The sequence below is a fragment of the Flavobacterium aquidurense genome (assembly GCF_001404985.1).
Classification (GTDB): domain Bacteria; phylum Bacteroidota; class Bacteroidia; order Flavobacteriales; family Flavobacteriaceae; genus Flavobacterium; species Flavobacterium aquidurense_B.
The window spans coordinates 177,919-204,064 of record NZ_JRLF01000010.1 but is presented as its reverse complement, the minus strand read 5'-3'; the positions used below and the strand labels follow the sequence as shown (position 1 = coordinate 204,064).

15 protein-coding genes are annotated in these 26,146 nt (G+C 33.7%); all 15 read left to right on the top strand.

Features of this window, described 5'->3' with window-relative positions; translation table 11 throughout:
• The 15 genes from RC62_RS09325 (at position 1) to RC62_RS09255 (ending at position 26,145) form a co-directional block, all read left to right on the top strand.
• Positions 1 to 2,286: a GH92 family glycosyl hydrolase gene (locus RC62_RS09325; RefSeq protein ID WP_055094814.1), complete on the top strand. Its 2,286-nt coding sequence runs from the start codon at positions 1 to 3 to the stop codon at positions 2,284 to 2,286.
• A gap of 4 nt (positions 2,287 to 2,290) precedes the next feature.
• Entirely contained in the window at positions 2,291 to 3,751 is a 1,461-nt protein-coding gene (locus RC62_RS09320) for a glycoside hydrolase family 125 protein (RefSeq protein WP_055094812.1), read from the top strand.
• Between the two features lie 181 nt (positions 3,752 to 3,932).
• Positions 3,933 to 4,838, top strand: a complete 906-nt coding sequence (locus RC62_RS09315) for an ROK family protein (protein WP_055094810.1) — start codon at positions 3,933 to 3,935, stop codon at positions 4,836 to 4,838.
• Positions 4,839 to 5,185: 347 nt separating this feature from the next.
• Positions 5,186 to 6,199 (top strand): isoaspartyl peptidase/L-asparaginase family protein, encoded by a 1,014-nt coding sequence (locus tag RC62_RS09310; RefSeq protein WP_055094807.1) that lies wholly within the window; start codon positions 5,186 to 5,188, stop codon positions 6,197 to 6,199.
• 391 nt (positions 6,200 to 6,590) lie between these two features.
• Positions 6,591 to 8,657, top strand: coding sequence for a fibronectin type III domain-containing protein (locus RC62_RS09305; RefSeq protein WP_055094805.1), 2,067 nt, complete (start codon positions 6,591 to 6,593; stop codon positions 8,655 to 8,657).
• 4 nt (positions 8,658 to 8,661) lie between these two features.
• A complete protein-coding gene (locus RC62_RS09300; protein ID WP_082421260.1) occupies positions 8,662 to 13,809 on the top strand; it encodes a T9SS type A sorting domain-containing protein in 5,148 nt (1,715 codons plus the stop codon).
• Positions 13,810 to 13,813: 4 nt separating this feature from the next.
• Positions 13,814 to 18,928: a fibronectin type III domain-containing protein gene (locus RC62_RS09295; RefSeq protein WP_082421259.1), complete on the top strand. Its 5,115-nt coding sequence runs from the start codon at positions 13,814 to 13,816 to the stop codon at positions 18,926 to 18,928.
• Positions 18,925 to 19,446 (top strand): hypothetical protein, encoded by a 522-nt coding sequence (locus RC62_RS09290; RefSeq protein ID WP_157472454.1) that lies wholly within the window; start codon positions 18,925 to 18,927, stop codon positions 19,444 to 19,446. Before RC62_RS09295 ends, RC62_RS09290 begins: the two co-directional genes overlap by 4 nt.
• Before the next feature lie 4 nt (positions 19,447 to 19,450).
• The gene (locus RC62_RS09285) at positions 19,451 to 20,278 is read left to right on the top strand and encodes a hypothetical protein (protein ID WP_157472451.1); all 828 of its coding nucleotides are present in this window, start codon (positions 19,451 to 19,453) and stop codon (positions 20,276 to 20,278) included.
• Between the two features lie 5 nt (positions 20,279 to 20,283).
• Positions 20,284 to 20,745 carry a hypothetical protein gene (locus tag RC62_RS09280; protein ID WP_055094795.1) on the top strand — a complete coding sequence of 154 codons (462 nt, stop codon included), beginning with the start codon at positions 20,284 to 20,286 and terminating at the stop codon, positions 20,743 to 20,745.
• A 733-nt stretch (positions 20,746 to 21,478) separates the two neighbouring features.
• Entirely contained in the window at positions 21,479 to 22,099 is a 621-nt protein-coding gene (locus tag RC62_RS09275; protein WP_055094793.1) for a hypothetical protein, read from the top strand.
• Between the two features lie 301 nt (positions 22,100 to 22,400).
• Positions 22,401 to 22,928 (top strand): hypothetical protein, encoded by a 528-nt coding sequence (locus RC62_RS09270; RefSeq protein ID WP_055094791.1) that lies wholly within the window; start codon positions 22,401 to 22,403, stop codon positions 22,926 to 22,928.
• A 250-nt stretch (positions 22,929 to 23,178) separates the two neighbouring features.
• Positions 23,179 to 23,379 (top strand): hypothetical protein, encoded by a 201-nt coding sequence (locus tag RC62_RS09265; protein ID WP_055094789.1) that lies wholly within the window; start codon positions 23,179 to 23,181, stop codon positions 23,377 to 23,379.
• 350 nt (positions 23,380 to 23,729) lie between these two features.
• Positions 23,730 to 24,746 (top strand): hypothetical protein, encoded by a 1,017-nt coding sequence (locus RC62_RS09260; protein WP_055094787.1) that lies wholly within the window; start codon positions 23,730 to 23,732, stop codon positions 24,744 to 24,746.
• A 55-nt stretch (positions 24,747 to 24,801) separates the two neighbouring features.
• Positions 24,802 to 26,145, top strand: coding sequence for a PKD domain-containing protein (locus tag RC62_RS09255; RefSeq protein WP_055094785.1), 1,344 nt, complete (start codon positions 24,802 to 24,804; stop codon positions 26,143 to 26,145).
• Position 26,146 lies beyond the last annotated feature (1 nt).

Below are 26,146 nucleotides of genomic sequence, written 5' to 3'. Positions count from 1 at the left end.
ATGAAAATAAAGAGTTTATTTTTTTTAGGGGTAATGCAATGTTTTTTTGCAGCAAATGCACAAGTTAAAACTTTAGATCCTGTAGAATATGTAAATCCTTTAATGGGAACACAATCTTTGCATAGTCTTTCGAACGGAAATACGTATCCTGCAATTTGCCGACCTTGGGGAATGAACTTCTGGACGCCTCAAACGGGAAAAATGGGCGACGGATGGGCGTACATTTATACCGCAGAAAAAATTAGAGGATTCAAACAAACGCATCAGCCATCGCCTTGGATGAACGATTACGGACAGTTTTCGATTATGCCAGTAACCGGAAAATTGACTTTTGAAGAAAACGAAAGAGCAAGTTGGTTCAGCCATAAAGCTGAGGTTTCAAAGCCGTATTATTACAGCGTATATCTAGCCGATTATGATGTAACGACAGAAATTACAGCTACCGAAAGAGCAGCACATTTTCAGATTACATTTCCTGAAAACGAACAATCTTCTATTGTAATTGATGCTTTTGATAAAGGATCTTACATTAAAATAATTCCGTCAGAAAATAAAATTATAGGATACACAACGCGTAATAGTGGCGGAGTTCCGGAGAACTTTAAGAATTATTTTGTTCTTCAATTCGATAAGCCATTTGCTACTAATTATACCTGGCATGATAAAGTTCTGGAAAAAGACAAATTAGAATTAAAAGACAATCATGTTGGCGCAGTTGTAGGTTTTAAAACCAAAAAAGGAGAAATCGTAAACGTAAAAGTTTCCTCTTCATTTATTAGCGCAGAACAAGCAGAATTAAATTTAAAAAACGAATTAGGAACTTCTTCATTTAATGAAACTGTAGCACAATCAAAACAAGAATGGAATAAAGTTTTAGGAAAATTATCTGCCGAAGGTGGAAGCGAAGAACAACTAAAAACGTTTTACTCCAGTTTATATCGCACCGCTTGTTTTCCGCAGAAGCAATATGAAGTAAATGCAAAAGGAGAAATCGTGCATTACAGTCCGTATAATGGACAAGTTTTGCCGGGTTATATGTTTGCAGGAACAGGATTTTGGGATACTTTCAGAGCCTTATATCCTTTGTTAAATTTAGTTTATCCTTCGATCAATACAGAAATGCAGCAAGGTTTAATCAACGATTATAAAGAAGGCGGTTTCTTGCCGGAATGGTCAAGTCCGGGATTCAGAGATGTAATGGTTGGGAATAACTCCGCTTCTGTAGTTGCTGATGCTTATGTAAAAGGATTGCGTGGATATGATATCAATAAATTGTACGAAGCTTTATTGCATGGCGCCAATAACGAAGGCCCATTAGAAGCTGTAGGAAGAAAAGGAGTAGCGTATTACAACACTTTGGGCTATGTTCCTTATGATGTAAAAATCAATGAAAATGCAGCCAGAACATTAGAATATGCTTTCGATGATTTCTCAATTTGGAAATTAGCAAAAGCCTTAAACCGCCCTAAAAAAGAAATCAATTTATACGAAAAACGAATGATGAATTATAAGAATCTTTATAATCCGTCAATTGGTTTAATGAGCGGTCGAAATAAAGACGGAAGTTTTCCAAAAGATTTCAATCCGTTTAAATGGGGAGATGCCTTTACAGAAGGAAATGCGTGGCACTACAGCTGGAGTATTTTTCATGACATTCATGGTTTGATTGACTTAATGGGTGGCGAGAAAAAATTCACCGCAAAATTAGATGCCGTTTTCTCCACTCCGCCAATTTTTGATGATAGTTATTATGGTGCAGTTATTCATGAAATTCGCGAAATGCAAATCATGAATATGGGACAATATGCTCACGGAAATCAACCCATTCAGCACATGATTTATTTGTACAATTATGCTGGCGAACCCTGGAAAACTCAATATTGGTCTCGTGAAGTGATGAACCGTTTGTACAAACCAACTCCGGATGGATATTGCGGAGATGAGGATAACGGACAAACCTCTGCCTGGTATGTTTTCTCAGCAATGGGATTTTATCCAGTTTGTCCCGGAACAGACGAATATGTTCTTGGAGCACCATTATTTAAGAAATTAACCTTGCAATTAGAAAACGGAAAAAAATTAGTAATCAATGCACCAAATAATTCTGAAACCAATAAATATGTTCAGGATTTAAAGTGGAACAATGCAACTCATACCAAAAATTTCATCAATCATTTTGATGTATTAAAAGGCGGAGAGTTAAATTTTGACATGAGCAGTAAACCTAATTTACAAAGAGGAACTTCGGCAAGTTCTTATCCATATTCTTATTCAACTTCAAAATAATACTATGCAATCACGTAGAAAATTTATAAAAAACACGGGGATTTTTTCAGCAGGATTATTAGCGCTTCAAACCGATGTTTTCGGAATGAATACAGATGCTTTCAATTTCGCATTAAAAGATTTTATTACCAAAAGGCCACCATTAGCCGAAAGAAAATTTACGAGTAAAGCTGTTGAAGCTGCAATTGTGAGAATCAAAAAGCAAATCGCGAATCCGGAATTGGCTTGGTTGTTCGAAAACTGTTTTCCAAACACTTTAGATACAACTGTAGATTTTGAAATCATCGACGGAAAACCGGATACGTATGTAATTACAGGAGATATCGATGCGATGTGGCTGCGTGATAGTACAGCGCAGATTTGGCCCTATATTCCGTTTGTAAAAGAAGATAAAAAACTGGCAGAATTGGTAAAAGGAGTAATCAACCGCCAAACCAAATGTATTTTATTAGATCCTTATGCGAATGCTTTTTACAAAGATTTTAATCAGGTAAGCGAATGGAAAAATGACATGACCAAAATGCAGCCCGGTATTCACGAACGTAAATGGGAGATTGACAGTTTGTGTTATCCAATAAGACTCGCGCACGGATATTGGAAGGAAACCGGAGATATTAGTTTGTTCGATAGTAAGTGGAAAGAAGCGATGCTTTTGGTTATTCAAACTTTCAAAGAACAGCAACGTTGGACAGATAAAGGACCATACAATTTTCAGCGAGTAACAGCCTGGGCTACAGATGGCGTGCCTTTGGGAGGTTACGGATATCCGGTAAAACCATGCGGATTAATCGTTTCGACTTTCAGACCAAGTGACGATAGTACTTTGTTTGGATATTTAATCCCGAGTAATATGTTTGCTATTGAAGTGTTAGGATATCTTCAGGAAATTTTCTCTTTACCAGCATTAAAAGACGATAATTTAGTTGCTAAAGCCAAAGAATTACAAGGTCAGGTTCAGAAAGGATTAGAAGAAAACGGAATTATTGAACATCCAAAATTCGGAAAAATCATTGCTTTTGAAGTCAATGGTTACGGAAGTTTTCATATGATGGATGATGCCAATGTTCCTTCGTTATTATCATTACCGTATTTAGGCGCAATTGAGCCGGATAATCAGCTTTATCTGAATACCAGAAAAGTCGTGCTTTCAGAAAATAATCCGTTTTTCTATAAAGGAAAAGCGGGCGAAGGAGTTGGAGGTCCGCACACCGGAGTAGATACGATATGGCCAATGAGTATTGTTTTAAGAGCGATTACCAGTGTAGATGAAAATGAAATAAAACATTGTATCAGCAATTTGATCAAAACAAATGCAGATACAGGATTTATGCACGAATCTTTCCACAAAGATGATGTAACAAAGTTTACAAGAAAATGGTTTGCGTGGGCCAACACACTATTTGGAGAAATGATTGTTCATACCAGCATTCATTATCCCCAAATCTTAAAAGATAAAAACCTTTAAAATAAAATATCTGCCGTTAAAGAATCAGTAAAAATTAAGTTTTTTAAAAATCAGGAAAAAATTACCATTAAGAAATTAAGAAAAATTAAGCAGTCAGACTTAGTTTCTTAAGGATTTAAAAAATGAGAATCAAACTTAAAATTTCTTAATCTCTTAATGGTTCAATTCAAAAAAACAAAGAATGAATAAAGAATATGCCGTAGGAATTGATATTGGAGGCACACATATTACCACTGCTATTATAGATGTTAAAAATATGAAAGTAGTTGATCTTTCATTACATAAAGAATCATTTGACTCTAATTTGCCTGTAGATGAGGTAATGTCTATTTGGGAAAAAGCAATACGTACTTCGATCAAAAATTCTAAAGTCGAAAATGTAATAGGATTATCAGTTTGTATGCCCGGTCCGTTTGATTATGAAAACGGAATTTGCTGGATAAAGGACCAGTCTAAATATGAACATTTTTACGGACTTAATGTTCGTTATTTATTTCAGGGGACGCTTAACCTGACAAGCAATTTTCCTATTCTGTTTGAAAATGATGCTGTTTGTTTCGGAAAAGGAGAAGTGTATAAAGATGTTCAAAATTTGTCTAAAAAAATAATGGCAATTACACTTGGCACCGGACTTGGAGCTTGTTTTATAGATAAAGGAGTTTCAATTGCTGCCGGAGAATCAGTGCCGGCAGATGGAGAAATTTATAACCTTGCTTTTAAGGAAAGTATTGCCGAAGATTATGTTTCGGCGAGAGGACTTTTACGACGTTATAAAAATTTAACGGGCAAAAATGCAAACAACGGATTAGAGATCTATAATCTGGCTGTGGATGGAGATGCAAATGCGGTAAAAGTATTTGAAGAAATGGGAGAAGATTTGGCAGCAATCGTGATTCCGTGGTTACAAAAATTTGACGCTGATGGTTTTATTATTGGAGGAAAAATTGCAAATGCAAGCGAATTTTTTTTGCCTGCTTTCCATAAAAAAATTAAAGAAGCCGGAATCGAAATTACGGTTTCTATTTCTAAAGATAATGAAGAGGCAGCATTAATTGGCGCTGTTAGTTTGCTTTATAGTTTTTCATAAATTTACGTTGAAAATAACTTTTACCAGTAATAACTAAAAAATTGATTAATGGCAAAAACGGAATCAACAAATAAGGAGAAAAACTGGCTCAAAATAATTGTAGAAAATTTGCTTGACTTTATTTTAATGTGGAAATAATACCAAGGCATCGGCTGATAAATTTTTGCCACAGATTATTTAGATTAAGATGATTATAATTCATATGCATTGAATTATATTATTGATCGCTCCGGAGGAGCGCAATATTTATAGCAGATAGATACGTTTATTTAGTTAAAGCTCCAGAGGAGCGATATCTAATAATTTTATCCCGATAGCTATTGGGAGTGACCAATAAAAGAATAAATATGACACATTCAAATCGCAGGAATTTTATAAAAACGGCAGCCATAGCTTCAGTTGCTGTGGCATTGCAATCATTTAATTCAAATGATTCAAATTTAGAAGAAGAAGAAAAAGTAATACTTTCAAAAAAAGGCAAAAAGCCAATTGTACTTTCGACATGGCGATTCGGAATTCAGGCCAATGAAGCTGCATGGGAAGTTCTAAAAAATAAAGGAACCGCTCTGGACGCTGTCGAAGCAGGAGTTAAAATTCCCGAAGGCGACCCAAAAGAAAGAAGCGTGGGATATGGCGGACGTCCGGATAGAGATGGTCGTGTAACGTTAGACGCTTGTATTATGGATGAAAATGCCAATATAGGTTCTGTTGCCTGTTTAGAATATATAAAACATCCCATCTCTGTTGCGAGAGCCGTAATGGAAAAAACACCTCACGTAATGCTGGTTGGTGACGGAGCTTTGCAATTTGCTTTATCACAAGGATTCAAGAAAGAAAACTTATTGCTCGAAGAATCTGAAAAAGAATGGAAAGAATGGTTGAAAGACAGCAAATACAAACCAATTGCCAATATCGAAAATCATGATACCATTGGAATGATTGCACTTGATGCAAACGGAAATCTTTCGGGTGCATGTACCACAAGCGGAATGGCTTTCAAGATGCATGGCCGTGTTGGTGATTCACCCATTATTGGCGCAGGTTTATATGTAGATAACGAAATTGGCGCCGCCACAGCTACCGGTCATGGCGAAGAGGTCATCAGGATTACAGGCTGTCATTTAGTAGTGGAGTTAATGCGACAAGGCAAATCTCCTCAAAAAGCATGTGAAGAAGCCGTTGCCAGAATTGTAAAGCTGACTAAGAATAGAAATAAAGATTTAAAAGATATTCAGGTAGGTTTTATTGCCCTGAACAAAGCCGGAGAATACGGTTCATATTGTGTTCAGGGAGGTTTTAATTATGCCGTTTATGATGATACAGGAAATAAATTAATCGATGCAGATTATTTCCTGAAATAAGATACTTAATTAGAGTATTGTTTTTTTTAGAATGCGCAAAGGTCTTTTTGATCTTTGTGCATTTTTTATTGGGTTAGTTTTAGTTATAAACGTTAAAATTAGAAAATAAAATATTTAAAAAGTTTAAAATATAAGATTTATCCTAAATTTGTATTTTAGTAACCGTAATCGTATAATTTATAAATTATCAACAACTAATTTGTAAGAATTTGAACAGATAAAAAGTGTAAAAAATTAGAATAATGAGGTTTACGAAATTGACTTTTTTGATCAAAAAACACTTTCGGAATTTTGTGCTATTAATACGCTTTTTATTTTATAAATAATTGTTTGTCAGTTGATATAAAATACTATTTTTGCGTTTTTTTAACATGGAAAAAATTACATCTTAATGCCTAAAATCAAGTTTCTTTTTTTACTATTATTCTTTATTTCGATATCATATTCTCAAGCTAAACGTGCTACCGTTATGGTCAATGCAAGAGCACAAAAAGATAAGATTTTGATACGCTGGGCAGTTAATTCTCCAAGCGAATGGCAAAAAGCAAATAAAAAAGGATTTATAGTGACCAGAACCACCATATTACGTGATGGGAATGTTTTACAAAAACCTGAAAAAATAGTACTTACCCCAAAACCATTACTTCCTGAACCGCTGGATTCGTGGATGGACCTGGTTCAAAAAGATAATAATGCCGCTATTATAGCACAATCTATTTACGGAGAAAGCTTTGAAGTAACGGCCGCTAAAGAAGGAGATCTGGCTAAAATAGTAAATATGGCTGATGAACTCGATCAGCGTTTTACATTTGCTTTATACGCCGCAGATATGAGTTTTACAGGAGCAGTAAAAGCAGGTTGGGGACTTGTGGATACCAACGTAAAGCAAAATGAAGTGTATGCGTATCAGGTAAGTGTTTTCGAAAGTCCAAAGGTTAAGGAATCCTCTTATATGATAGGATTAAAAGATTATAGCACCCTTCCGGCACCAACTGATTTTATTGCAGTTCCTGACGATAAACAAGTACTGCTTTCCTGGGACTACCAAACCTTTAAAAGAATTTATACGTCATACATGGTGGAGAAATCTTCAGACGGAATCAATTTTGCCCCAATAGCCGCAACGCCACTGGTCAACCTGAATGATAAAGACGAACATCCGTCAAAAAGTATGTATTATATTGATACGCTGAGTGTAAACGATAAAGTATATCAATACAGGGTATACGGTATCACAGCATTTGGAGAAAAAGGAGAAATTTCAAAACCTATTACGGCAACAGGAGTAGCAGCAATAGTAACGCCGGCAAGACTGGTAGATTATAATATTGTAAACACCAACGAAGTTAATCTGGAATGGGATTATCCTGCAGCATCAGAAGGTTTTATTCAGGGGTACGAAATTAATTTGGCAGATAATGATAAAGGACCTTATAAAGTAGTTTCTAAAATTATTCCGCCATCCCAGAGAAAACTCAATTATAAAGAAAATTTATATCCCTCGAATTATTTTACCATCTCTGTAGTGGGCAAAAACAATCAGCGATTAACCTCTCAAAGTATGCTCGTTCAGCCAGTAGATTCTATTCCGCCGGCAAAGCCTACAGGTCTTGAAGGTGTAATAGACAGCCTTGGAGTGGTTCGGTTAAAATGGAAACCAAATACTGAAAAAGATTTGCGAGGGTATCGAATTTTAAAAGCCAATAATAAAGGAGAAGAGTTTGTAGATATCTACCATCAATCGTATGTGGGTACTGATTATAAAGACAGCGTAAGCCTGAAAATGACCAATAGCAAAGTCTATTACAGACTTGCTGCTGAGGATATGCGTTTTAATATTTCGGACTTGTCTGATGTATTGGTTTTAGACAAACCGGATAAAATTCCGCCTGCCGCACCTATTTTTAAAGATTACGATAATAAAGATGGCAAAGTACATCTTAAATGGATTCGCAGTTATAGCGAAGATGTCGTAGGATATAGCTTAAGAAGGAGAGAGAAAGGACAAGAAAAATGGCTGGAAATTAAACAGATAAATGATACTATTCAGGAATTTACAGATGATAAGGTAGAGAATAAAAAAATATACCAATATGCTATTCTGGCCAAGGATAAAAGCAATCTCTGGTCGTCATTAGATCATTCGACCGTAACGGTAAATGTTTTGAATTTTACACCAGTAAAAGTCATTACATTTTTGCAGGGAGTAGCTGACAGAGAAAATAAAAAAATAGTCCTGACCTGGGATTATGCAAAAAACAAAGGCAAAGTCCTGGGAGTGAGTATTTATAAAAATACAAAAGGAACTCCGCCAACATTGTGGAAGGAATTGAACAGCAATGTTTTGACATTAGAAGATAAAAATTTAAACATCAATCAGGAACTCGAATACCATTTTGTTCCTAATTTAGAAAGTGATAGCCCTGCAAAAGCAGAAACCCTAAACGTTATATATTAAGCCTATGAAGAAGATTTACTTATTGATAATTTTATTGGTTTCAGGATTTGGTTTTGCTCAGGCTACAGTTCCGGAAATAGGCTCATATGAAGTTGTTTTTAATGGTTGGGCTTATGGAGATGAGCATCATAATTGTGGAGCAGCTTCTGTTACTCTTGAATTTAGTACACCAGCAGATAATTACAAGGCTCTGGATATTACTTACAGTGATAACAGGGCTACAGATACTTATACTAATAAAAACAGCTTCTTTAAAGCAAATAAAACTCCGGTGTCAATGTTTTTTACTGCCACTAGATATGACAGACAAAGTTGTAGGGGAAACAGACCTCATAATAGCGGAAGAATTACTACTACAGATAAGTTTCGTTGCTTTGATTATAATTTTGCATTTAATCAATTTACAAATGTAGAAAGTGATGGAGCCGGGTTGTCAAGTTCCTCTTTTAATGTAAAAGTTCGCCCTGTTCTCGTTATCGCAAGTCCGGGAGCCAACGATGAATTGCCTACAGACAGAAGAATCACAATTGCATCAAATACAGGTTTTTTTCCTTCAGAGTATAATTGGCAATATTCATTTAATCGATTAGATCCAAATAGCTGGGTTGATTTGCCACAATTTTCTACTAAATCAAGTTTTACAGCTAATGCAGTAGAAATTATAGGAGCAAATGCAGGAGAATACCATGGAAAGAGAATTTATTTTAGACAGAAAGCATGTACTACTACTTCTGTCCCCGTTAGTTATATAGTTCGACAATCTGCTCCGGAAATAATCTCAAAAACAGAAGAAAAAACCAGATGTTTTGATAGCAAAGATGGTAAACTGATTCTAAAATTCAACAGACCATTATTTAATGGAGAACAAATGACTTTTAGTATTAAAGAATTTGACGAAGCACAGGGAGTATGGAAGGAAGCTACGTGTTCATCACAAGGACCAGACGATGAAATTGTTCTTGATGGAACAAATAGTTTTGAATTTCCGTGTAATTTTGCAAAAGGAAAATATGGAATTACATTTCTAGGATTTATAAACGGATCAAATACGGGATCTCCGCATACTGATTCAAATCCTTATATTTTTAACATAACCTCACCAACCCCGGTTGATTTTTCTATTACCAAAAAAAATGATATCAATTGTTTTGGAGGTTCTGATGGTGCAATAGATGTAGTAGCTACAGGAGGTATTGATAATGGTATCTATCAATATTCATCAAATGGAGGAAATTGGATTACTTTTTTAAATGGTGATAAAACTACAATCTCCGGTCTTGGTTTAGGTACTTATGCTGTAAAAGTGAGAAAATTAAAAAATTCTACAGATACTGTGGGTTGTATAGCAAAAAAATCAGATGATACTGAAAAAGTGTTACCTGAAACTATTGGTCAGCCTGCAAGTGCGCTTCAATTAGTTAAAATTACACCATTTAATCCTACTTTTAATAAAGCCGAAAATGGTAAAATTGTAGCTTTAGTTACCGGAGGAACTCTAATTAACGGAAATTCGTATTCGTACCAATGGAAAAACAGTAAAAATGACGTTATAGATGCCAGTAAAACATCTACACAATTTTTGAATAATATTGTTACGATTTCCTTAAATAATGTACCGGAAGATACGTATACCTTATTCGTTAAAGATGAAAGAAATTGTACTTTAGATCCTGTCGCGATACCTTCTTTGGTGGTTATTTTAGATGATCCGGAACCCATAGAAATAACATTAGAAACTATTCAGGGAATTTCTTGTAATACGGCAAATTTAGATCCGGTTAAAAATCGTGATAAATCGTCAGACGCTATTATTAAGGCAACCGTAAAAGGAGGTATTCAGTTTGTAGCACCTGCAAATAACGGCTTACCTTATAAATTTACCTGGTCAAAATACAATACGGTAACAAAATTATGGGATAAGTTAGAAGATTATAAAACAGCTACTGCTAATGAATTGAGCGAAGGCGATTATTCGCTAAATGTTGAAGATGCAAACGGAATCGTTCAGGGAACTTATAATACGACAGATCTGGTAACAGCAATTCCGGCGATAGAAAAAATTGCAGAACCTGCACAACTTGTATTGGCATTTACCTCTGGAGATGTTTCCTGTTATGAGGGCAATAACGGTTGGGCAATAGCAAGCGTTACAAAAGGAAAAGCACCGTATAAATACACATGGTATGGCGTAGATGGAGGAACTATCGACGAAAATAAAATAGCAAAGCTAATAAAAGGAGAATATTTTGTTGAAGTAACAGATGATAATGGCTGTTTTGTAAAAGGCAGTATCGTTATTGACGGACCAACCGCTCCTGTAGCAATCTCCTATAAAGAAATTTTTACCCCTACGTTTTCAGGCGCGACCAACGGTAGAATTATAGCAGAAATTACTGGAGGAACACCATTCGATCCAGCATTGAATAATGGGAAATTATACAATTACGAATGGAAAAATACAGCAGGAACAGTGCAAACTGCTACTGCCGCAGTAGAAAACGGAATTTATACTATTACCTTAAACGGAGTTCCGGCTGAGGATTATTTTTTAACCATTACCGATAAAAATTATGACGAAGCAACCAGTCAAATTGTTAATTGCTCCATATTAGAGTCAAAAGTGACACTAAACGAACCAGATCCTTTAAAAGTTGTTTTTGAGGTTGTTCGTGATATTTCGTGTAACACAAGCAACGAATTTGGCAATAGTAAAGATACAACACCCAATGACGGTCAGCGTGATGAATCGCAGGACGGAATTTTAAAGGCAAATGTTTCAGGAGGAACTCCGCTTGCAGCAGATAAAAATAACGGATTGCCGTATTACTTTTATTGGAAAAAACAGCAGCAAGATGGTACCTGGATAGCTTTAGCTGATATTAAAGGCGAGACAGCATCAAATCTTTCGCACGGAAATTATGCTCTTAACGTAGAAGACAGAAACGGAATCAGGTTAGGGACTTATGTAAATAATGTATTAACTCAGGAAATTGACGTTACAAAATTTATGCAGGAACCACCAAAATTGTCTGTAACCATTACTAAAGGAAATGTTTTTTGTAATGGAGGAAACGACGGTTGGGCTACTGCAACTGTTACAGGAGGAACATTTCCTTATGAATATAAATGGTCGAATGGAGTAGAGATTGATAAAAATACAGTTCTAAAAGCGGGTACCTATACGGTATATGTTACAGATTTTAAAAAATGTACCACACAGGCAACTGTTATTATTTCAGAACCTGCTGCACCACTTGCTGTAAAATATATTGAAATACTTGATCCGAGTTTTTACAAAGCAACGAACGGAAAAATTGTAGCAGAAGTTACCGGAGGTACTATTTTACCGGACAACACCTATTGGTTTGAGTGGAAAAACAGTAAAGGAATTGTACAAACTACCACTACAGCCAGTTTTAATAATGGCGTTTACACCATCTCCCTAAACGGAGTGGGTGAGGAATTGTACAGCTTAACAGTTCGTGATGCAAATTATAATGCGTCAACAAACAAAACAAGCTGTACCGTTGCAAACTCTGTTACCGCTTTAGACGATCCGGATCCGCTTGAAGTTACTTTTGAGGTAGTTCGTACTATTTCGTGTAATGCAAGCAATGAATTTGGAAATGAAACAGATGCTAATCCGCACGACAATCAAAGAGACGAATCTCAGGACGGAATTTTAGTAGCCCATGTCAAAGGAGGAATTCAGTTAGCAGCCAATAAAAATAACGGATTACCTTACTATTATACCTGGAAAAAACAAGTTGGTAATTCCTGGATAATCTGGAACGATCATGATGAAACAGCCGAAAATATATCTAACGGAATCTATGCACTGAATATTGAAGATGCAAACGGAATAAAACTGGGAACTTATGTGAATAATATTCTGGTAAAGGAAAATGATGCCATAAAAGATATGCCGGAACCTGCAAAATTACAGTTAACATTTACCAAGTTTGATGTGGGTTGTACAACCGGAGATGATGGTTGGGCAGAAGCGCACGTTTCAGGAGGAACTCCGCCATATACTTATGAGTGGACAAATGGTGCGACTACACCTAAAATAGAAAATATTACCACAAACAATTACTTTGTTAAGGCAACTGATGCAAAAGGATGTATCATTCAGGGAAGTATTTTTGTAGGTGATCCTAACGGAATATTGACTACAGAAACCGTCAAAAATCCTACTTGTTATAAAGGAAACGATGCTTCGATAGTACTAAATGTTACAGGCGGAAATTTGCCTTACAGTTATTTATGGAACACGGGAGCCACTACCAAAGACCTCAACAATCTTACAGCAGGAAATTATGAAGTTGCCATTACCTGTCCCGATTGTTGCGTATATAAAAAGAAATTCGTTTTAAAAGATCCGGAAGCTGTTATGGTTAATATTGGTCCTGACAGAACCTTATGTATCGATCAGAATATGGATTTAAACGCTGCAATTGCTGATCCAAAGGCACAATACAGCTGGACCTCTACAAACGGGTTCACTTCGAATGAAGCCAAAATAAATGTATCAAAAGCCGGAACGTATCATGTAAAAGTAACTTCAGGTTTAGGATGTATTGGCGAAGACGAGATTGTAATAAAAACAAGCCAGACAGCCATTAGTTCTGAGTTTTTATTGAGCTCACAAGCCTATCTGGACGAAGAAGTAATTTTAATAAATACCAGTAATCCGTTTGGCGAAAGTACCAATTGGGTTATCCCGAAAGGCGTAAAAGTAGTCGAACAAAAAGAAAAATACATCACACTTAAGTTTGATGCCACAGGTGTTTATTCTATTGGTTTAGAGCAAACGCAAGGAGAATGTTACGCCGTATACAGTAAAAATATTACCGTAGAGCAGCGAAGCGGTTTACCCAATGCAGGTACAACGGCACAATTTATTGTAGATTTTATCGTAACCCCAAACCCGAGTAATGGTAATTTTAAAGCACACATTACTTTAGAAAACGACAGCTCTGTAAATTTAAGACTGTTCTCGACAACAGGACAAAATACAATGATCCAGAAAAGCGGATCCGGAAAAAAGAAGTATGCAATTGATTTTGAGACCACATTAGAATCTGGAATGTATGTTTTAGTATTAGAAACGGGGCAACAAACATTGGTTAAAAAAATTATCATCTATTAAAAAAATGAAGAACCTTTTCAAGAACATATATCTATCAGTTCTGTTACTTTTTAGTGCAGCGGGATATTCACAATTATATCCGGTTCAGGTAACACCTGTTTTTAATAGTCCGTATAGCGTCAAGATATCAGATTATGCCACTAGCATGGATACTAAAATGCAGTTGCTTATTAATCCTACAGATATCGCCATTTCGCAAAGACAAGTGCGTATAAAATTATACATACAAGGTAACGGACTTAACATACAAAGCAGTGATTTTATACAAGGACAGCGTCCAATTTTTATCAATGGGGGCGAATTACAAACACTCACCAATACTGATATTGCGGCACTTTTCAGGCTCGAAAACCTACAAGGAATTTCTCCTGTACAATATGCCAATCCGTTGCCGGAAGGAATGTACAATTTTTGTTTTGAGCTCTACGATTTTGTAACCAACCAGAAGATCTCACAAAAAAGCTGTGCGAGTTTATATTTGATCTTAAACGATCCGCCGTTATTAAATACGCCGCAAAAAAACGAACAAATTGCCTCGACGGAGTTTCCTAATATTTTATTTACCTGGACACCACGCCAGATCAATGCAACCAATATTTCGTATAAGTTCGAATTAAAACAACTTATCGATCCTACATTAGACCCGCAGTTTGCGTTCCAGATGTCTCCCATTTTATATGAGGAAACTCTTTTTTCAACTGCTTTATTGTACAATTTAAGCATGCCAATTCTTACTCCCGGTCTTCGATATGCCTGGAGAGTACGCGCAATTTCTACAACGGGACTTTCAGAGAATGCCGTGTTTAAAAATGACGGATACAGCGAGATATATTCGTTTAAATATACCGCTTCGTGTACTGCGCCAACCTTTTTATTAAGCGAAGCCCAGAATTCTAAAAGTGTAAAAATCACCTGGCAGGGAGTGCCTGAACATACACGTTATCAGGTACAATATAAAAAACAAGATGTGCGTAATGCACAATGGTTTTCGACCAATAGTTTAAACACACAAAGTTTAATCACCAATTTAGAGCCGGGTGTTACCTACCAATTTAGAGTAGGTTCAAGCTGTGATCCCGCAGCCGATGGTGTTCAGTCGTTTACCTACTCCGGAGTCAGCACTTTTACAACACCTGTAGAAACTAGTGGCGTTCCGGCATATAATTGTGGTATTACACCTGAAATTAATATTCAGAATCAAAAACCGCTTACCAATTTAATACAAAGCGAAACCTTTAAAGCCGGAGATTTCCCGGTAACTATTTTAGAACTTAAAGGCGAAAACAGCCCTTATTCAGGACGAGGTTATATTATTGTGCCGTATCTGGCAGATACTAAAATTGCTGTTGAATTTAATAGTATCGTAATCAATACGGATTATCAATTGATAAGCGGTGTTGTAGAAACAAGTTACAACCCAGACTGGAAAAATATTGCCGATGTTGAAGATTTCACCGGCGAAGGACAAGGAGGACAAATCGAAGAATCGGTTCCGTTTGTCGTAAAAGATATTGTTATCAATGCGAATGGCGATATTCTAGTAAATGGTGTAGATGGACAACAAGTAACCATTCCGGGCGGAAAAGATACCGTAATTACAGATAGTAAAGGCAATATCTATAACGTTGACAAAGACGGAAACGGAAGCAACCAACCTACAGAACCTGCCAAGGGAGGAAAACCAACTCCTGAAAATACAGATGGTGTCGATAAAAGCGGACAGGCAACAGCATTTACAGCCAAAGGAATTTCGATTGCATTTTCAGGCAATGGCAGTAAATATGCTTTTGATGTAATACCCCAGAATGCAACTGCTGCTTTACAAAACCTATACAAAAAAGTAGGTGACGTGACGCTACCTTACAAAGCAGTTTTAAATGGCGATAAAGATACAATGCTAGCCACTGTAAACGTAACAGATGCTAATGTAAAATTGGACAGTATTGTGTTTAAAACTCAAAACGGTGCCAAAATAGATTTTACAAGAAATGATAAAGTATTTGTATTAACGGTAAAAGGAACTTTGAGTTATGCCGAAGAGCAAATATTAGCCACTATAAAACAAGGGGATAAGTACAAAGTGATTGGGGCTTTTATGCTTGTGCATATTTCGCCAAAAGAGGTCAATGTTGCTTTAGTACCTACAGATAATACATCGAAAAACAGACTTGATGCAGTTATTACCAGTACTCAGTCGATTTATGATAAAGTAGGTATTAAAATAAACTTCAAGAAACAGGACGTACTCAATATAGAGGGTGTATCAGGAACTACAATTCAGACAGAGAAAAACACACTTACGTCTACATATAGTACAGAGCAACAAGCTATAAATAATCTGTACCAAAGTACAGAATCAAGTTATGTGCTTTTTGTAACAGATAAAGCGTCAAGTACAGGACAGCAAGGATATATGAGACTAAACGGACAGTTTGGTTACGTATTTAAATCCGGATTAGAAAAAACTCCTGCACACGAACTAGGTCATGGAATCTTTAAGCTGGAACATCCTTTTGAAACATATAAAACTTCAGATTCAAGCACTGATTTATTAATGGATTATAGCTCAGGAACAGTCTTGAATCATCAAGACTGGAAACAGATTAATGATCCGGCATTTAAGCTGTATGCGTTTCAGAGTCAAGCGGCCGGAGAACTTAATAAATATGCCCACCTTGCATTAACACCAAGTGGAGTTGTTATAGATGAGTTTTATTTTAATAATGAAAGAATAGTTGTTACCATTGCAATAGCAAAAAATTATACAATTAGTACCATTAAATATAATGACAAAGATTATCAATGGAACAGCACTGCTAAAGCTTTCACTAATGGTATAGAAAAAATTGTAACCAAAAAAGTTTCTAAAACGATTAATAATAAAGTTAATTTATTTAGGTCCCGAGGAGACGGATGTACTTACGATTATGTACTAGTTGAATGGAATGCAGAGGATGAAAAGGTATCAGATACTAATACTCGAGTTTTAGATAAATTAAAAACTTTTACGGATGCAGACTGGAAACCCTCTCCTTTAGACATTAAAGATGCTTCTTGTTATAATAATTTTGCTCAAGAGATATTAGCAAGAGATCTAAAAGATTGTCTGTCTTCTGAAATACAAGATGGTATAGTTGAGTTGAAAGAGGCAATGAAATTAACAGATGGAGAAAAAGTTGCCACGTCTGTTAATAGTGTTTGTATGGCTGCAATTAGAAATTTATCATATACAGAAATAGAAACTCTTATTAAAATAATTGCAAATCAAACAGATATAAAAGAACGTTCTGAATTGGCAATTCTACGTTTAATGAGTGCTATTAAAACAGACAACTATTCAAACTATTATACATTTTTAGAAAAAGACACTAACAAAGTACTAAAAAAACTTATTGATGAGATCGATGATGCATCTCTCTATTTCTTAACCGATAAGAAAAATTACACCAACTTTATAGGCGCATTAGTTACTATGTTTAATCAGGCTCCTAAATCTATAGAAAATAGATGGCCAAAAGAAGATGATGATTATGCAAAAAGAGTAATCAATCTTAATAAAATCGAGTACGATAGTGATTTTACCTCCTCAGTGTGGTTACAGACCTATAGTACTAAACGCAACACTTTTGAGTATAATGATCAGACATGCAATATTACGATTTATGATTTCTATGCTACTACAAACTATACTTCCGCAGGTGCCGGTACTATAACTAGTAAAGATGTAGTAGATGAAATATCTCCTCTTACGCCAATAGTACTGATTCCGGAAGGAGGTAAGTTACCGTTGATAGAAACAGCTTTAGGCGATAATAACCTAGGGAATAATTATTATATAGTGCCGTCTATCTTTCTAAAATATCAAAAGGATAAGATTAGAAATGATTATATAGAAAAAGGCGTTGTTACAGCACTAGATATAGCTACTATTTATCTTAGTGGAGGTACTGCTTTAGCTGCAAAAGTAACATGGGTGCGTCGTGCGTGGGCAATAGCAGAAGTAGCAGGTTCTGTTGGAAATATTGCAATAAATACACAAACAGTAGATCCGAAAAGTACTTTAGGTAAAGCCATTAATGCGTACAATATTGGTATGGGAGTTATTGGAGTGAAAAATATCGCTGTAGGTGGATATAAGTTTGTATCCAGCTTACCTGCCACTACCAAAGCTTTGCTTAAAGCAAACAAAGGCATTAGGAGTTTGTTAATCGCACAATACACTGAATGGAGAAGCCTTACGACAAATATAGATAACTTGTCATCTGCAGAGAGAAAATTAGTTACAGAGCAAGAAGGTGTTTGGAAAGTTCTTGGATATGTCGATAAGTTAGGTGACATGGTTTATAAAGATGTAAAATTTAAAGATTTTACAAATAGTGTCGGTGATTTTGCTGGTGGTGCTAAACCAGAAATTGCAGAAGAAGCTTATAAATTGTGGGGAGAAAATAAATGGGATGAACTCTATGATTTATTCACAAAAAATAATATTAACCCTTATAATGGAATTAACTGGCCTCCTTACAGTGGTTTTGCAAAAATAAATGAAATAATTAGTGCAAATAAATACAAATTTAGAATAGATAGATTCCAAAAAGACCCAAGTTTAGCAGGAGGATTTGGAAGTCCTATTTTGAAAAATGGTGAAGGAATAGATGATTTGGTTTATACTTACGATTCAAGAATGTTGAGTGATAAAATAAGTGAAGGAACGTATTATTTTGTTTTTCAAATGAGTGATAAAGCTGTAGATGTTGATCTTAAAATAGGTGATGTTGCACCATGGTTTAAAAAACAAGTGAATTTAGCAGGGGAGCAAATTGAGTTCTCAAAAAAGCTACATGCTTTAGATGTTAGTTACTTTAAAAACTTAGAAGTTAAAGTATTTGTAAATGGTAAATGGAGAAACTGTGTTGTAGAAGGAAAAGGAGTAATAACCGAATTGCAAGATGTGTTTAATAAATTACCTTTAGATGTTTCTGATGATTTAGTAGATTATATAAATGCATCTTCCAAAATACTTGGAGATTTCAAAGATGCTCAGAAAGCAGGAAAATTAGATGAAATGGTAACTGCTTTCGAGATTTTTAGAAAAAATAATATTAAAAAACCATGTTTATGAAATTAGATAGTCAACACTTTTATAAAGCTTTAAAAAGTAACACAGAAATTATTGCAACAGAATTAGAAGAACTTAATTATGGTCGAATGTTTTGGAAATTTGATTTTCTTGTCAATAATCAAAAAATCAATATTCCATTATTACAATGTGAGTTCGAAGGGCTTTTTGTAAATCTGGATCATTTTAAAATGGAATCAGAAAATGGAATATATATCTATATTCCAAAATATAATCCCATAATATATAATATAGATTCTAAAGAATTTAAAGAATATAAATCTCCTATTGAGCCTCAGAATAATGATTTTGTTAGAAATTATTTTTTCGATAATAATTTGATTATTCTTCACGAAAGAAGTATTTATAAAATCAATTTAGAGAGTGGTGCTATTGTGCACATTTCATTTGAATTTGGAAGTGTTGTATTGAAAGATATTTATTTATTGGATGAAAAATTTATGCTAAAGTTTAAAAATTTAAGCAATTACGAAGATGAAGAAAAAGAGATTAAACTTTAGTGTTATGAAAAAAATAATAATTCTGTTTTTTGTATTGCATTCCTGCTTTTCTTATTCACAATGTCTTAAGGTATTGGTGGAAGATTTAGCAAAAAACAGTAAGGAATTTAAAGCGATTGTTAATGAAAACTCAGGTTTTAAGGCTTGGCAGGTTTTAGCAGAACATGCTCCAACCTTACGCACTGACATTAGTGAGTTAAGCTTAGTTTCCCAAAACTTAGAAGCTATTGAAAAAGCAGGAGGATATACGAAATGGAAAGCATTGGCAAATGTTGGAAAAGGCGAAAACACATTTAAAAATACAGTTAAATTCGTAGATAATTACAAACCTACATCTACAGGAAAAATTGGAGAAGTTGTGTCAGAAAATGGAGAAGTTTTAGGCACGCTATATAAACAAAAAAAATATGCTAATAGTACTAATTTAGATTACTCTTATAAATATAAAACTCCTTCTGGAAATGTGAAAACTTTAGATAAACTGAAAATAGAGATAAGTGATGATTTTATTGAATTTGATTTTAATATACCCGCGGAGTTAAAAGGTCAAGGTATTGGATCTGTAGTTTTTGAAGACGGTATAAAATATTATGATATAAAAAATCCTGATTATAAGGGTGTAAGAGGTCGTTGGGAAGGGAACAATCCAAATTATCCTGATGGAATGTCTGATAATTTTAAAGTTTATAAAGAGGCAAAATTAGCCAAGAAAAGTGATGAAATAGCGGCATTTGAAACATGGACAGGAAAACAAGCAAAAAAGAATGGTTTTACAAAAGCAAAAGTAGTTACTGATGATAAAGACTTAGTTTTAATTGAATTTACAAAATAATAAAAATGGATGAATTATTAAGACAATTAGAAAGAGCAAATTCGACGGATAAAAAGATTGAAATTGAAATCTTACTAAGCAAAGCTTATACTAGTATTTGTGATTTAAGAAAGCAAACATTAACTAAAACATTAACTCTCGAATCTATTGAAGAAATAGAATTTTTTTTTCAGAATAATGAATTGAATATTGAAACACTAAATTTTGAAAATAGATATTTTTTAAAATATGCTAAGTGTTTGAGTTTTTTTTGGGAGAGTTACACTTATTATGGGGAGGGACAAAGAAGTAAAGGGAAATTTGATTTATTTAAGTCATTAAAAGAGAATGATTTGGTTTTGAATATCCACCACTCAGAAGGTGATTGTGCAAATGTTCTACGAAAAATGGAAAATTATTGGATGGCATCAAATCAAATTTACACTAAGTATAAAATTGATTTAATAAATAAAAAATATGTTCGATAGTTTTTATAGATATACGTTTATTGAAATAAAATAGTCGGTATTTTCTCCGAACGAAGTGGATGTAGTATTTACTTCAGGACCTAACAAAGGGATTTTAGAATGTAAAAGACCGGCAACGGCAAGTGCAAATGCTGAAAATAATGTTTATGCTAATCTTCAATTAATAATAGAGAAGTTTAAATGAAAAAAAGCTTACTAAATTATGGAAAGATCTATATCCAAAGAAATTTGGACAAATTGAAATAGCAAATGGCGCATTTCCTAATTTGAATTCTGCTGAAGAATTTGTGAATGCTGTTAAAAATAACGGTTTAATTGGGGTCGAAGATGGTAAAATGTTTACATTAAATGAGCTTAAAAGTTTAGAATAATTGCACATTATTGTTAATAATAAAAGAATAATTATTAAACCTACGGATTGGTAATGGAAAACTTTTCAAATAAATACTGGATGGATGGCGAGCTATATGCTGCATGGGGATTTTATTTTAAAGATAGTAGTTACTCCGCTCTGCGAAGTCTCCTGACTTCGCAGGTATTGGAAATTACAAATAGATATTTGTGTTGACAAAAAAAATAAAATACGTTCATTGACAAAAAAAATATACACAGTTTACTAAGATAATATTGGAACGCGTACAAAGTCAGGAGACTTCGCAAAGCGCGGAGAATTTCATATTGACCAGTATGATGACATAAATATAGACAATAATAAACTTCATGAACACGTGATATGGACAGACTAAGAAATTATAATTTAATATCTCAAAGATTTGTTACGGGATATGATAATATTCCTTTTATACAGACTAATTATAAAGGTGATATTAAATACAATGTATCTGTAGAGGTATTCAATACGGACTACATAAAATCCTATTTTAAAATTTTTAATCTATCTAATCTATATGCAATTTATATTGTAGATGAGGGAGATGATTCTTGTTACTTTAATTTGAATGTAATTTCAAGATATAATTATTACGGCAAGGATATCATTTTAGTTAAGGCAGAACTTAACTTTTTTATCAATATAGAATATAATAATAGAGCAGAATTATCAAGACCCTTTTTTTTTAATACTGATAGTTTTGGAAAACTTAATTTAGAAGAAATTTTGACTACGTGCTTATACGAGAAAGAAATTATTATAGGAAGTTTTATAAAAAATATTGTTAAGCTCGATCCTTTGAAATTACTGAATGATACTAAAATTAGGAATGTTATGAAATTTTATGTTGATTTATCTGAGGCTTTTATAGAAGATGTTTTAAATTTAAAAGATAATACATTAGATATAAATGATGATTACATTTCTAAAGTTGTTATAAGTCCGCTCTGCGAAGTCTCCTGACTTCGTAGCTATTGGTAACAAATAGATTCGTAGCTATTGGTAACAAATAGATATGTTGGGTAAAAAAGCAAATACGTTCATTGACATAAAAATATACGCAGTTTACTAAGATAATATTGGAACGCGTACGAAGTCAGGAGACTTCGCACAGGTTTGAAATGTTACATAAAAGCAAATCAAGATTTAAAATCGAGAAGATTGAATTTATTGGGAAAGAGATTATAAATTTGGATGATGTAGCAATTGATGTAGCAATTCCAGATGTAATTAATAATTTATATTTAATAACAATAAAAGAATTATGAATTTAGATGAAATAATTAAAATTGAAGATTTGTATCTTTTAAAGAATACTCACAGATATGAAATACAACTTATAGAGGGGCTTAAAAAAGATGTGCATTGGATTTCACTTTCGGATGTGGAAAAACTTGAATTTAGAACAAAAGAATTAATGAAAAAATATATTTTTAAAGAAGCATATTCTGATTTAATAATTTTATATGAAGAATCAATTGTAAAGTTAAATAAACTCATGATAGAATTTTTGGACGAGGTTAGTTCAGTTGTTTTTAATCATGAAAATACATCAGGAGAAGAGTTTGTATTATTTCGCTTAAAAAATATGATATATATAGAATTATTCGCTCTAAATAAACGATTAAATCTTAAGTATTCTGGGCATGTACTTTTTGAAGAAGTTGTAGAACCTATTTTTAATGAATTAGAAAACACAACATTTTATGAACAATACAAATTACAAGATTTAAGAGATACATATAAAAGTGTTTTAGACTTGTATAAAAAAGATCCGTATAAAAAAAATTAGGATAATAGAAGGAACCTGTTAGTGCGAGCATCTTGCTCGTGATTGCAAAGGGTATTTAAATTTACGTTCATTGAAATAAAAAAATCAGTATTCTCGTATTTTTTCAGGATGATTTAGATTAAGGAACGAGCGAGACGCTCGCACCAGCGGGGGTTGTTTTGATAATGAGGTTTTTAGAACATAAAGAAGATTTTAATTTTAATAACGAAAATATGTCTGAAGAAGAATTTTATTATTTAGATTAAAAAATATGCTTTACATTGAATTATATGCTATAAATAAAAGACCAAAACTTCAATATTCTGGACATGTACTTTTTGAAGAAATTATAGAACCTATTTTTTTAGAAATAGAAAACACTAGTTTTTATATAGAATACGAATTAGAAAAGATAAAAGAGGCGTATAGATTGGTTTCAGATTTACATAAAAAAGAGCCATATAAGGAATAAAAAATAGGTGTAATAGCAACAATAGGAAGTTATGGAATTTCGCATATTCAAATATGCGAAGTGTTTTGTCTTTGCTGATGCAAATTATTTAAAGAGCATTAGATATGAAATTTATTAATCTCAAATTTAGAATAAATCTTAATTTGTTATTGATTTAAATAGTATTTATCTTATTTGTGTTAACTTAGCACAATTAATAGTGTATAAATAATAAGAAAGAGAAGAGAAATTAATACGTAGAGAAATAAAATAGCAGATCCATGCATCAGTTCTGGATTATTAAAAAAGAGATGCTTGAACAAGTTGATCAACAAAAAATAAATTAGAAATATATAAACAAGAATAAAAAAATGAAAAAGAGAATTCTATTAGTAGCAGTATTGCAGCTTTTTATGGTATTGGGCAGCTGTAGTTCAGATTCAGGAGATGATTCAACATCTAATTCAAAAAAGGAAATAATAGTTGACTATGTAGCTAATGTTTCTTATACAGTTGATTTTGTTATAAATGATGACAATACAGCTTATCAATTTGGAAACAGTGATGCTGAGTTAAAAAAAATTGATTCTGAAGGTAAAATTACATCGCTAAACAAATTTGCAGATTTATTGAGTACAGGGAGTAAATTATCAGTTTCAAAATCAGGTGAGATACTTTTGATTTCGCCATTTAATAATGGAGATTATGATAAAATATATCGTTTTGAGAAAAACTTTTCAGAGTTGAATCCCTTTTACACCATGAAAGCTATAAGTTCTCCTTTTGCGGCTAAAATCAGACTTTATTCAATATGTAATAATAATGATAATACCTATTTTGTTTTTGATTATGGCAATAAACAAATAAAACGTTATTTACCGGAATTAGGCAGCGATGTATTTGTTGCAGGATCAGAAAAAAATGAAATAAAAGACGGAACAGGCTTAAATGCAGGATTTAGTACAGTAAGTAGAATAATTTCTCAAAATAATGTTTTGTATTTGATCGACAATTTAGATCAAGGAAACGGCGCAGCAATTTCTAATTCCAGCATTCGAAAATTAGAATATGTTAATAACGAGTGGAAAGTAACTACTCTAACTTCTACTGCAACAGAAACTTATATTGATATTGCTTTCGACTCTAAAAACGAATTATATGTATTAGTTAAAAATAAAGGAATATCAAAATTAAATCTTCAGAACAACACTTTAAGCACTTTTAAAGAGGGACAATTAGAATTCAAAAAAGAAAATACTTTCTATGGTTTTCCATCTGCTAGTGTGAAAGCTATGAAAATTAAAGGGAATACTATGTATTTAGCAAGTGATAACGAATTGGTTAAAATTTCTGATTTCCAGACAAAATTTGCAGCAACAGAAAAATAAAAGATTAAAAAAACATTACAGCCTTAAAAAGCTGTAATGTTTTAAAATAAACTGAATGAAAAAAACTTTACTCTTATTACTTTTTATTGTTATTACCTCCTGTTATCAGGAAACCTCTATAGCCATAGAGGGTGATTTTACGACTTCGTATGCCAACGACGATGAATCGATTCCGGTTATTATTACTATAGACAATAAAATTACCGGTGCCGATAAATATGAATGGACATTTGAGGGCGGAAATCCTGCGACATCCTCCCAAAAAAATCCGGGTGAAATATTGTATAGCAAACAAGGCACTTATACTATTAAACTCATCGCTACAAATGCAGACGGAGAAAGCAATGAATTTAGTAAAACAGTAGTAATAAAAGAAGGGATTAAAATTGAGTTTACCCATGAAATCATAAAAAGTAACTTTTCTCCGGTTGAGGTGGTTTTAAAGAATACTACCGTAGGCGAAGGATTAACTTTTAAATGGGATTTTCAGGATGGAGCACCTGCAGCTTTTACAGGAAAAACGCCGCCAAATGTGGTTTTTACAACTCCTGGAGATCACATTATAACATTAACGGTTTCGAATGGTTTTGAGTCAGAAAAGCAAACCCAGACCATAACCGTTGCACCGTATTTAGTGAGCCAGTTTTCGTATGAACCAAAGTTTGAAGATGATGATTACGAAGCTCCCGTATCGATTAATTTTACCAATAAATCGACCAATGCGACAAATTATAAATGGACTTTTGAAGGCGGAAATCCGGCAACTTCAACAGAAGAAAATCCTACCGTTGTTTTTGCAAATGCAGGAACTCATGAAGTTATTCTGGAAGCTTTGAATGATAAAACAAGTCAGATTTATAAAGCGACTATAACAGTATTGCCGGATACAAATTTGCGCACTTTTAGTAATATTAAATTGGGTATAAACCAGGCCCACAACAATAATAATATTGGCGCAATGTTCTCGACCGTAACCAGACAGGTGTATAAGGCAAACGAAATTAACGATACTAATAGCAGTTTAGTAGATATTGTTTTTCAGGGCTTAAACAGCAACTTTACTTATAATAGGTTTATATCGCCGGACCAGGCAAACAATTATGGATTTTTAGCCTTAAAAAATGCACAAAGCACCATTTTTATAAACTCTCAAAATTTGTGTAATTGTGGTTTAAATTTTACCGAAGCACAGTTTGATGCCATGGTAAATGATAACCCTATAAAATCTTTGAATATAAGTTATAGCGCAACAGGAGCACAGGAATTTGGTTTTACCTATCCAAGAATCATTTTGTTTAAAACACAAGACGGAAGAAAAGGAGTCATTAAAATTAAGGATATGGTAAAGAACGGAGCAGGTTCTTATATTTTATGCGATATCAAAGTACAAAAACAATAAC

What these genes read in the sequence shown, in the direction of transcription:
- RC62_RS09325 (WP_055094814.1), top strand. Translation starts at nt 1, where the DNA reads ATGAAAATAAAGAGTTTATTTTTTTTAGGGGTAATGCAATGTTTTTTT.
- RC62_RS09320 (WP_055094812.1), top strand. Translation starts at nt 2,291, where the DNA reads ATGCAATCACGTAGAAAATTTATAAAAAACACGGGGATTTTTTCAGCA.
- RC62_RS09315 (WP_055094810.1), top strand. Translation starts at nt 3,933, where the DNA reads ATGAATAAAGAATATGCCGTAGGAATTGATATTGGAGGCACACATATT.
- RC62_RS09310 (WP_055094807.1), top strand. Translation starts at nt 5,186, where the DNA reads ATGACACATTCAAATCGCAGGAATTTTATAAAAACGGCAGCCATAGCT.
- RC62_RS09305 (WP_055094805.1), top strand. Translation starts at nt 6,591, where the DNA reads ATGCCTAAAATCAAGTTTCTTTTTTTACTATTATTCTTTATTTCGATA.
- RC62_RS09300 (WP_082421260.1), top strand. Translation starts at nt 8,662, where the DNA reads ATGAAGAAGATTTACTTATTGATAATTTTATTGGTTTCAGGATTTGGT.
- RC62_RS09295 (WP_082421259.1), top strand. Translation starts at nt 13,814, where the DNA reads ATGAAGAACCTTTTCAAGAACATATATCTATCAGTTCTGTTACTTTTT.
- RC62_RS09290 (WP_157472454.1), top strand. Translation starts at nt 18,925, where the DNA reads ATGAAATTAGATAGTCAACACTTTTATAAAGCTTTAAAAAGTAACACA.
- RC62_RS09285 (WP_157472451.1), top strand. Translation starts at nt 19,451, where the DNA reads ATGAAAAAAATAATAATTCTGTTTTTTGTATTGCATTCCTGCTTTTCT.
- RC62_RS09280 (WP_055094795.1), top strand. Translation starts at nt 20,284, where the DNA reads ATGGATGAATTATTAAGACAATTAGAAAGAGCAAATTCGACGGATAAA.
- RC62_RS09275 (WP_055094793.1), top strand. Translation starts at nt 21,479, where the DNA reads ATGGACAGACTAAGAAATTATAATTTAATATCTCAAAGATTTGTTACG.
- RC62_RS09270 (WP_055094791.1), top strand. Translation starts at nt 22,401, where the DNA reads ATGAATTTAGATGAAATAATTAAAATTGAAGATTTGTATCTTTTAAAG.
- RC62_RS09265 (WP_055094789.1), top strand. Translation starts at nt 23,179, where the DNA reads ATGCTTTACATTGAATTATATGCTATAAATAAAAGACCAAAACTTCAA.
- RC62_RS09260 (WP_055094787.1), top strand. Translation starts at nt 23,730, where the DNA reads ATGAAAAAGAGAATTCTATTAGTAGCAGTATTGCAGCTTTTTATGGTA.
- RC62_RS09255 (WP_055094785.1), top strand. Translation starts at nt 24,802, where the DNA reads ATGAAAAAAACTTTACTCTTATTACTTTTTATTGTTATTACCTCCTGT.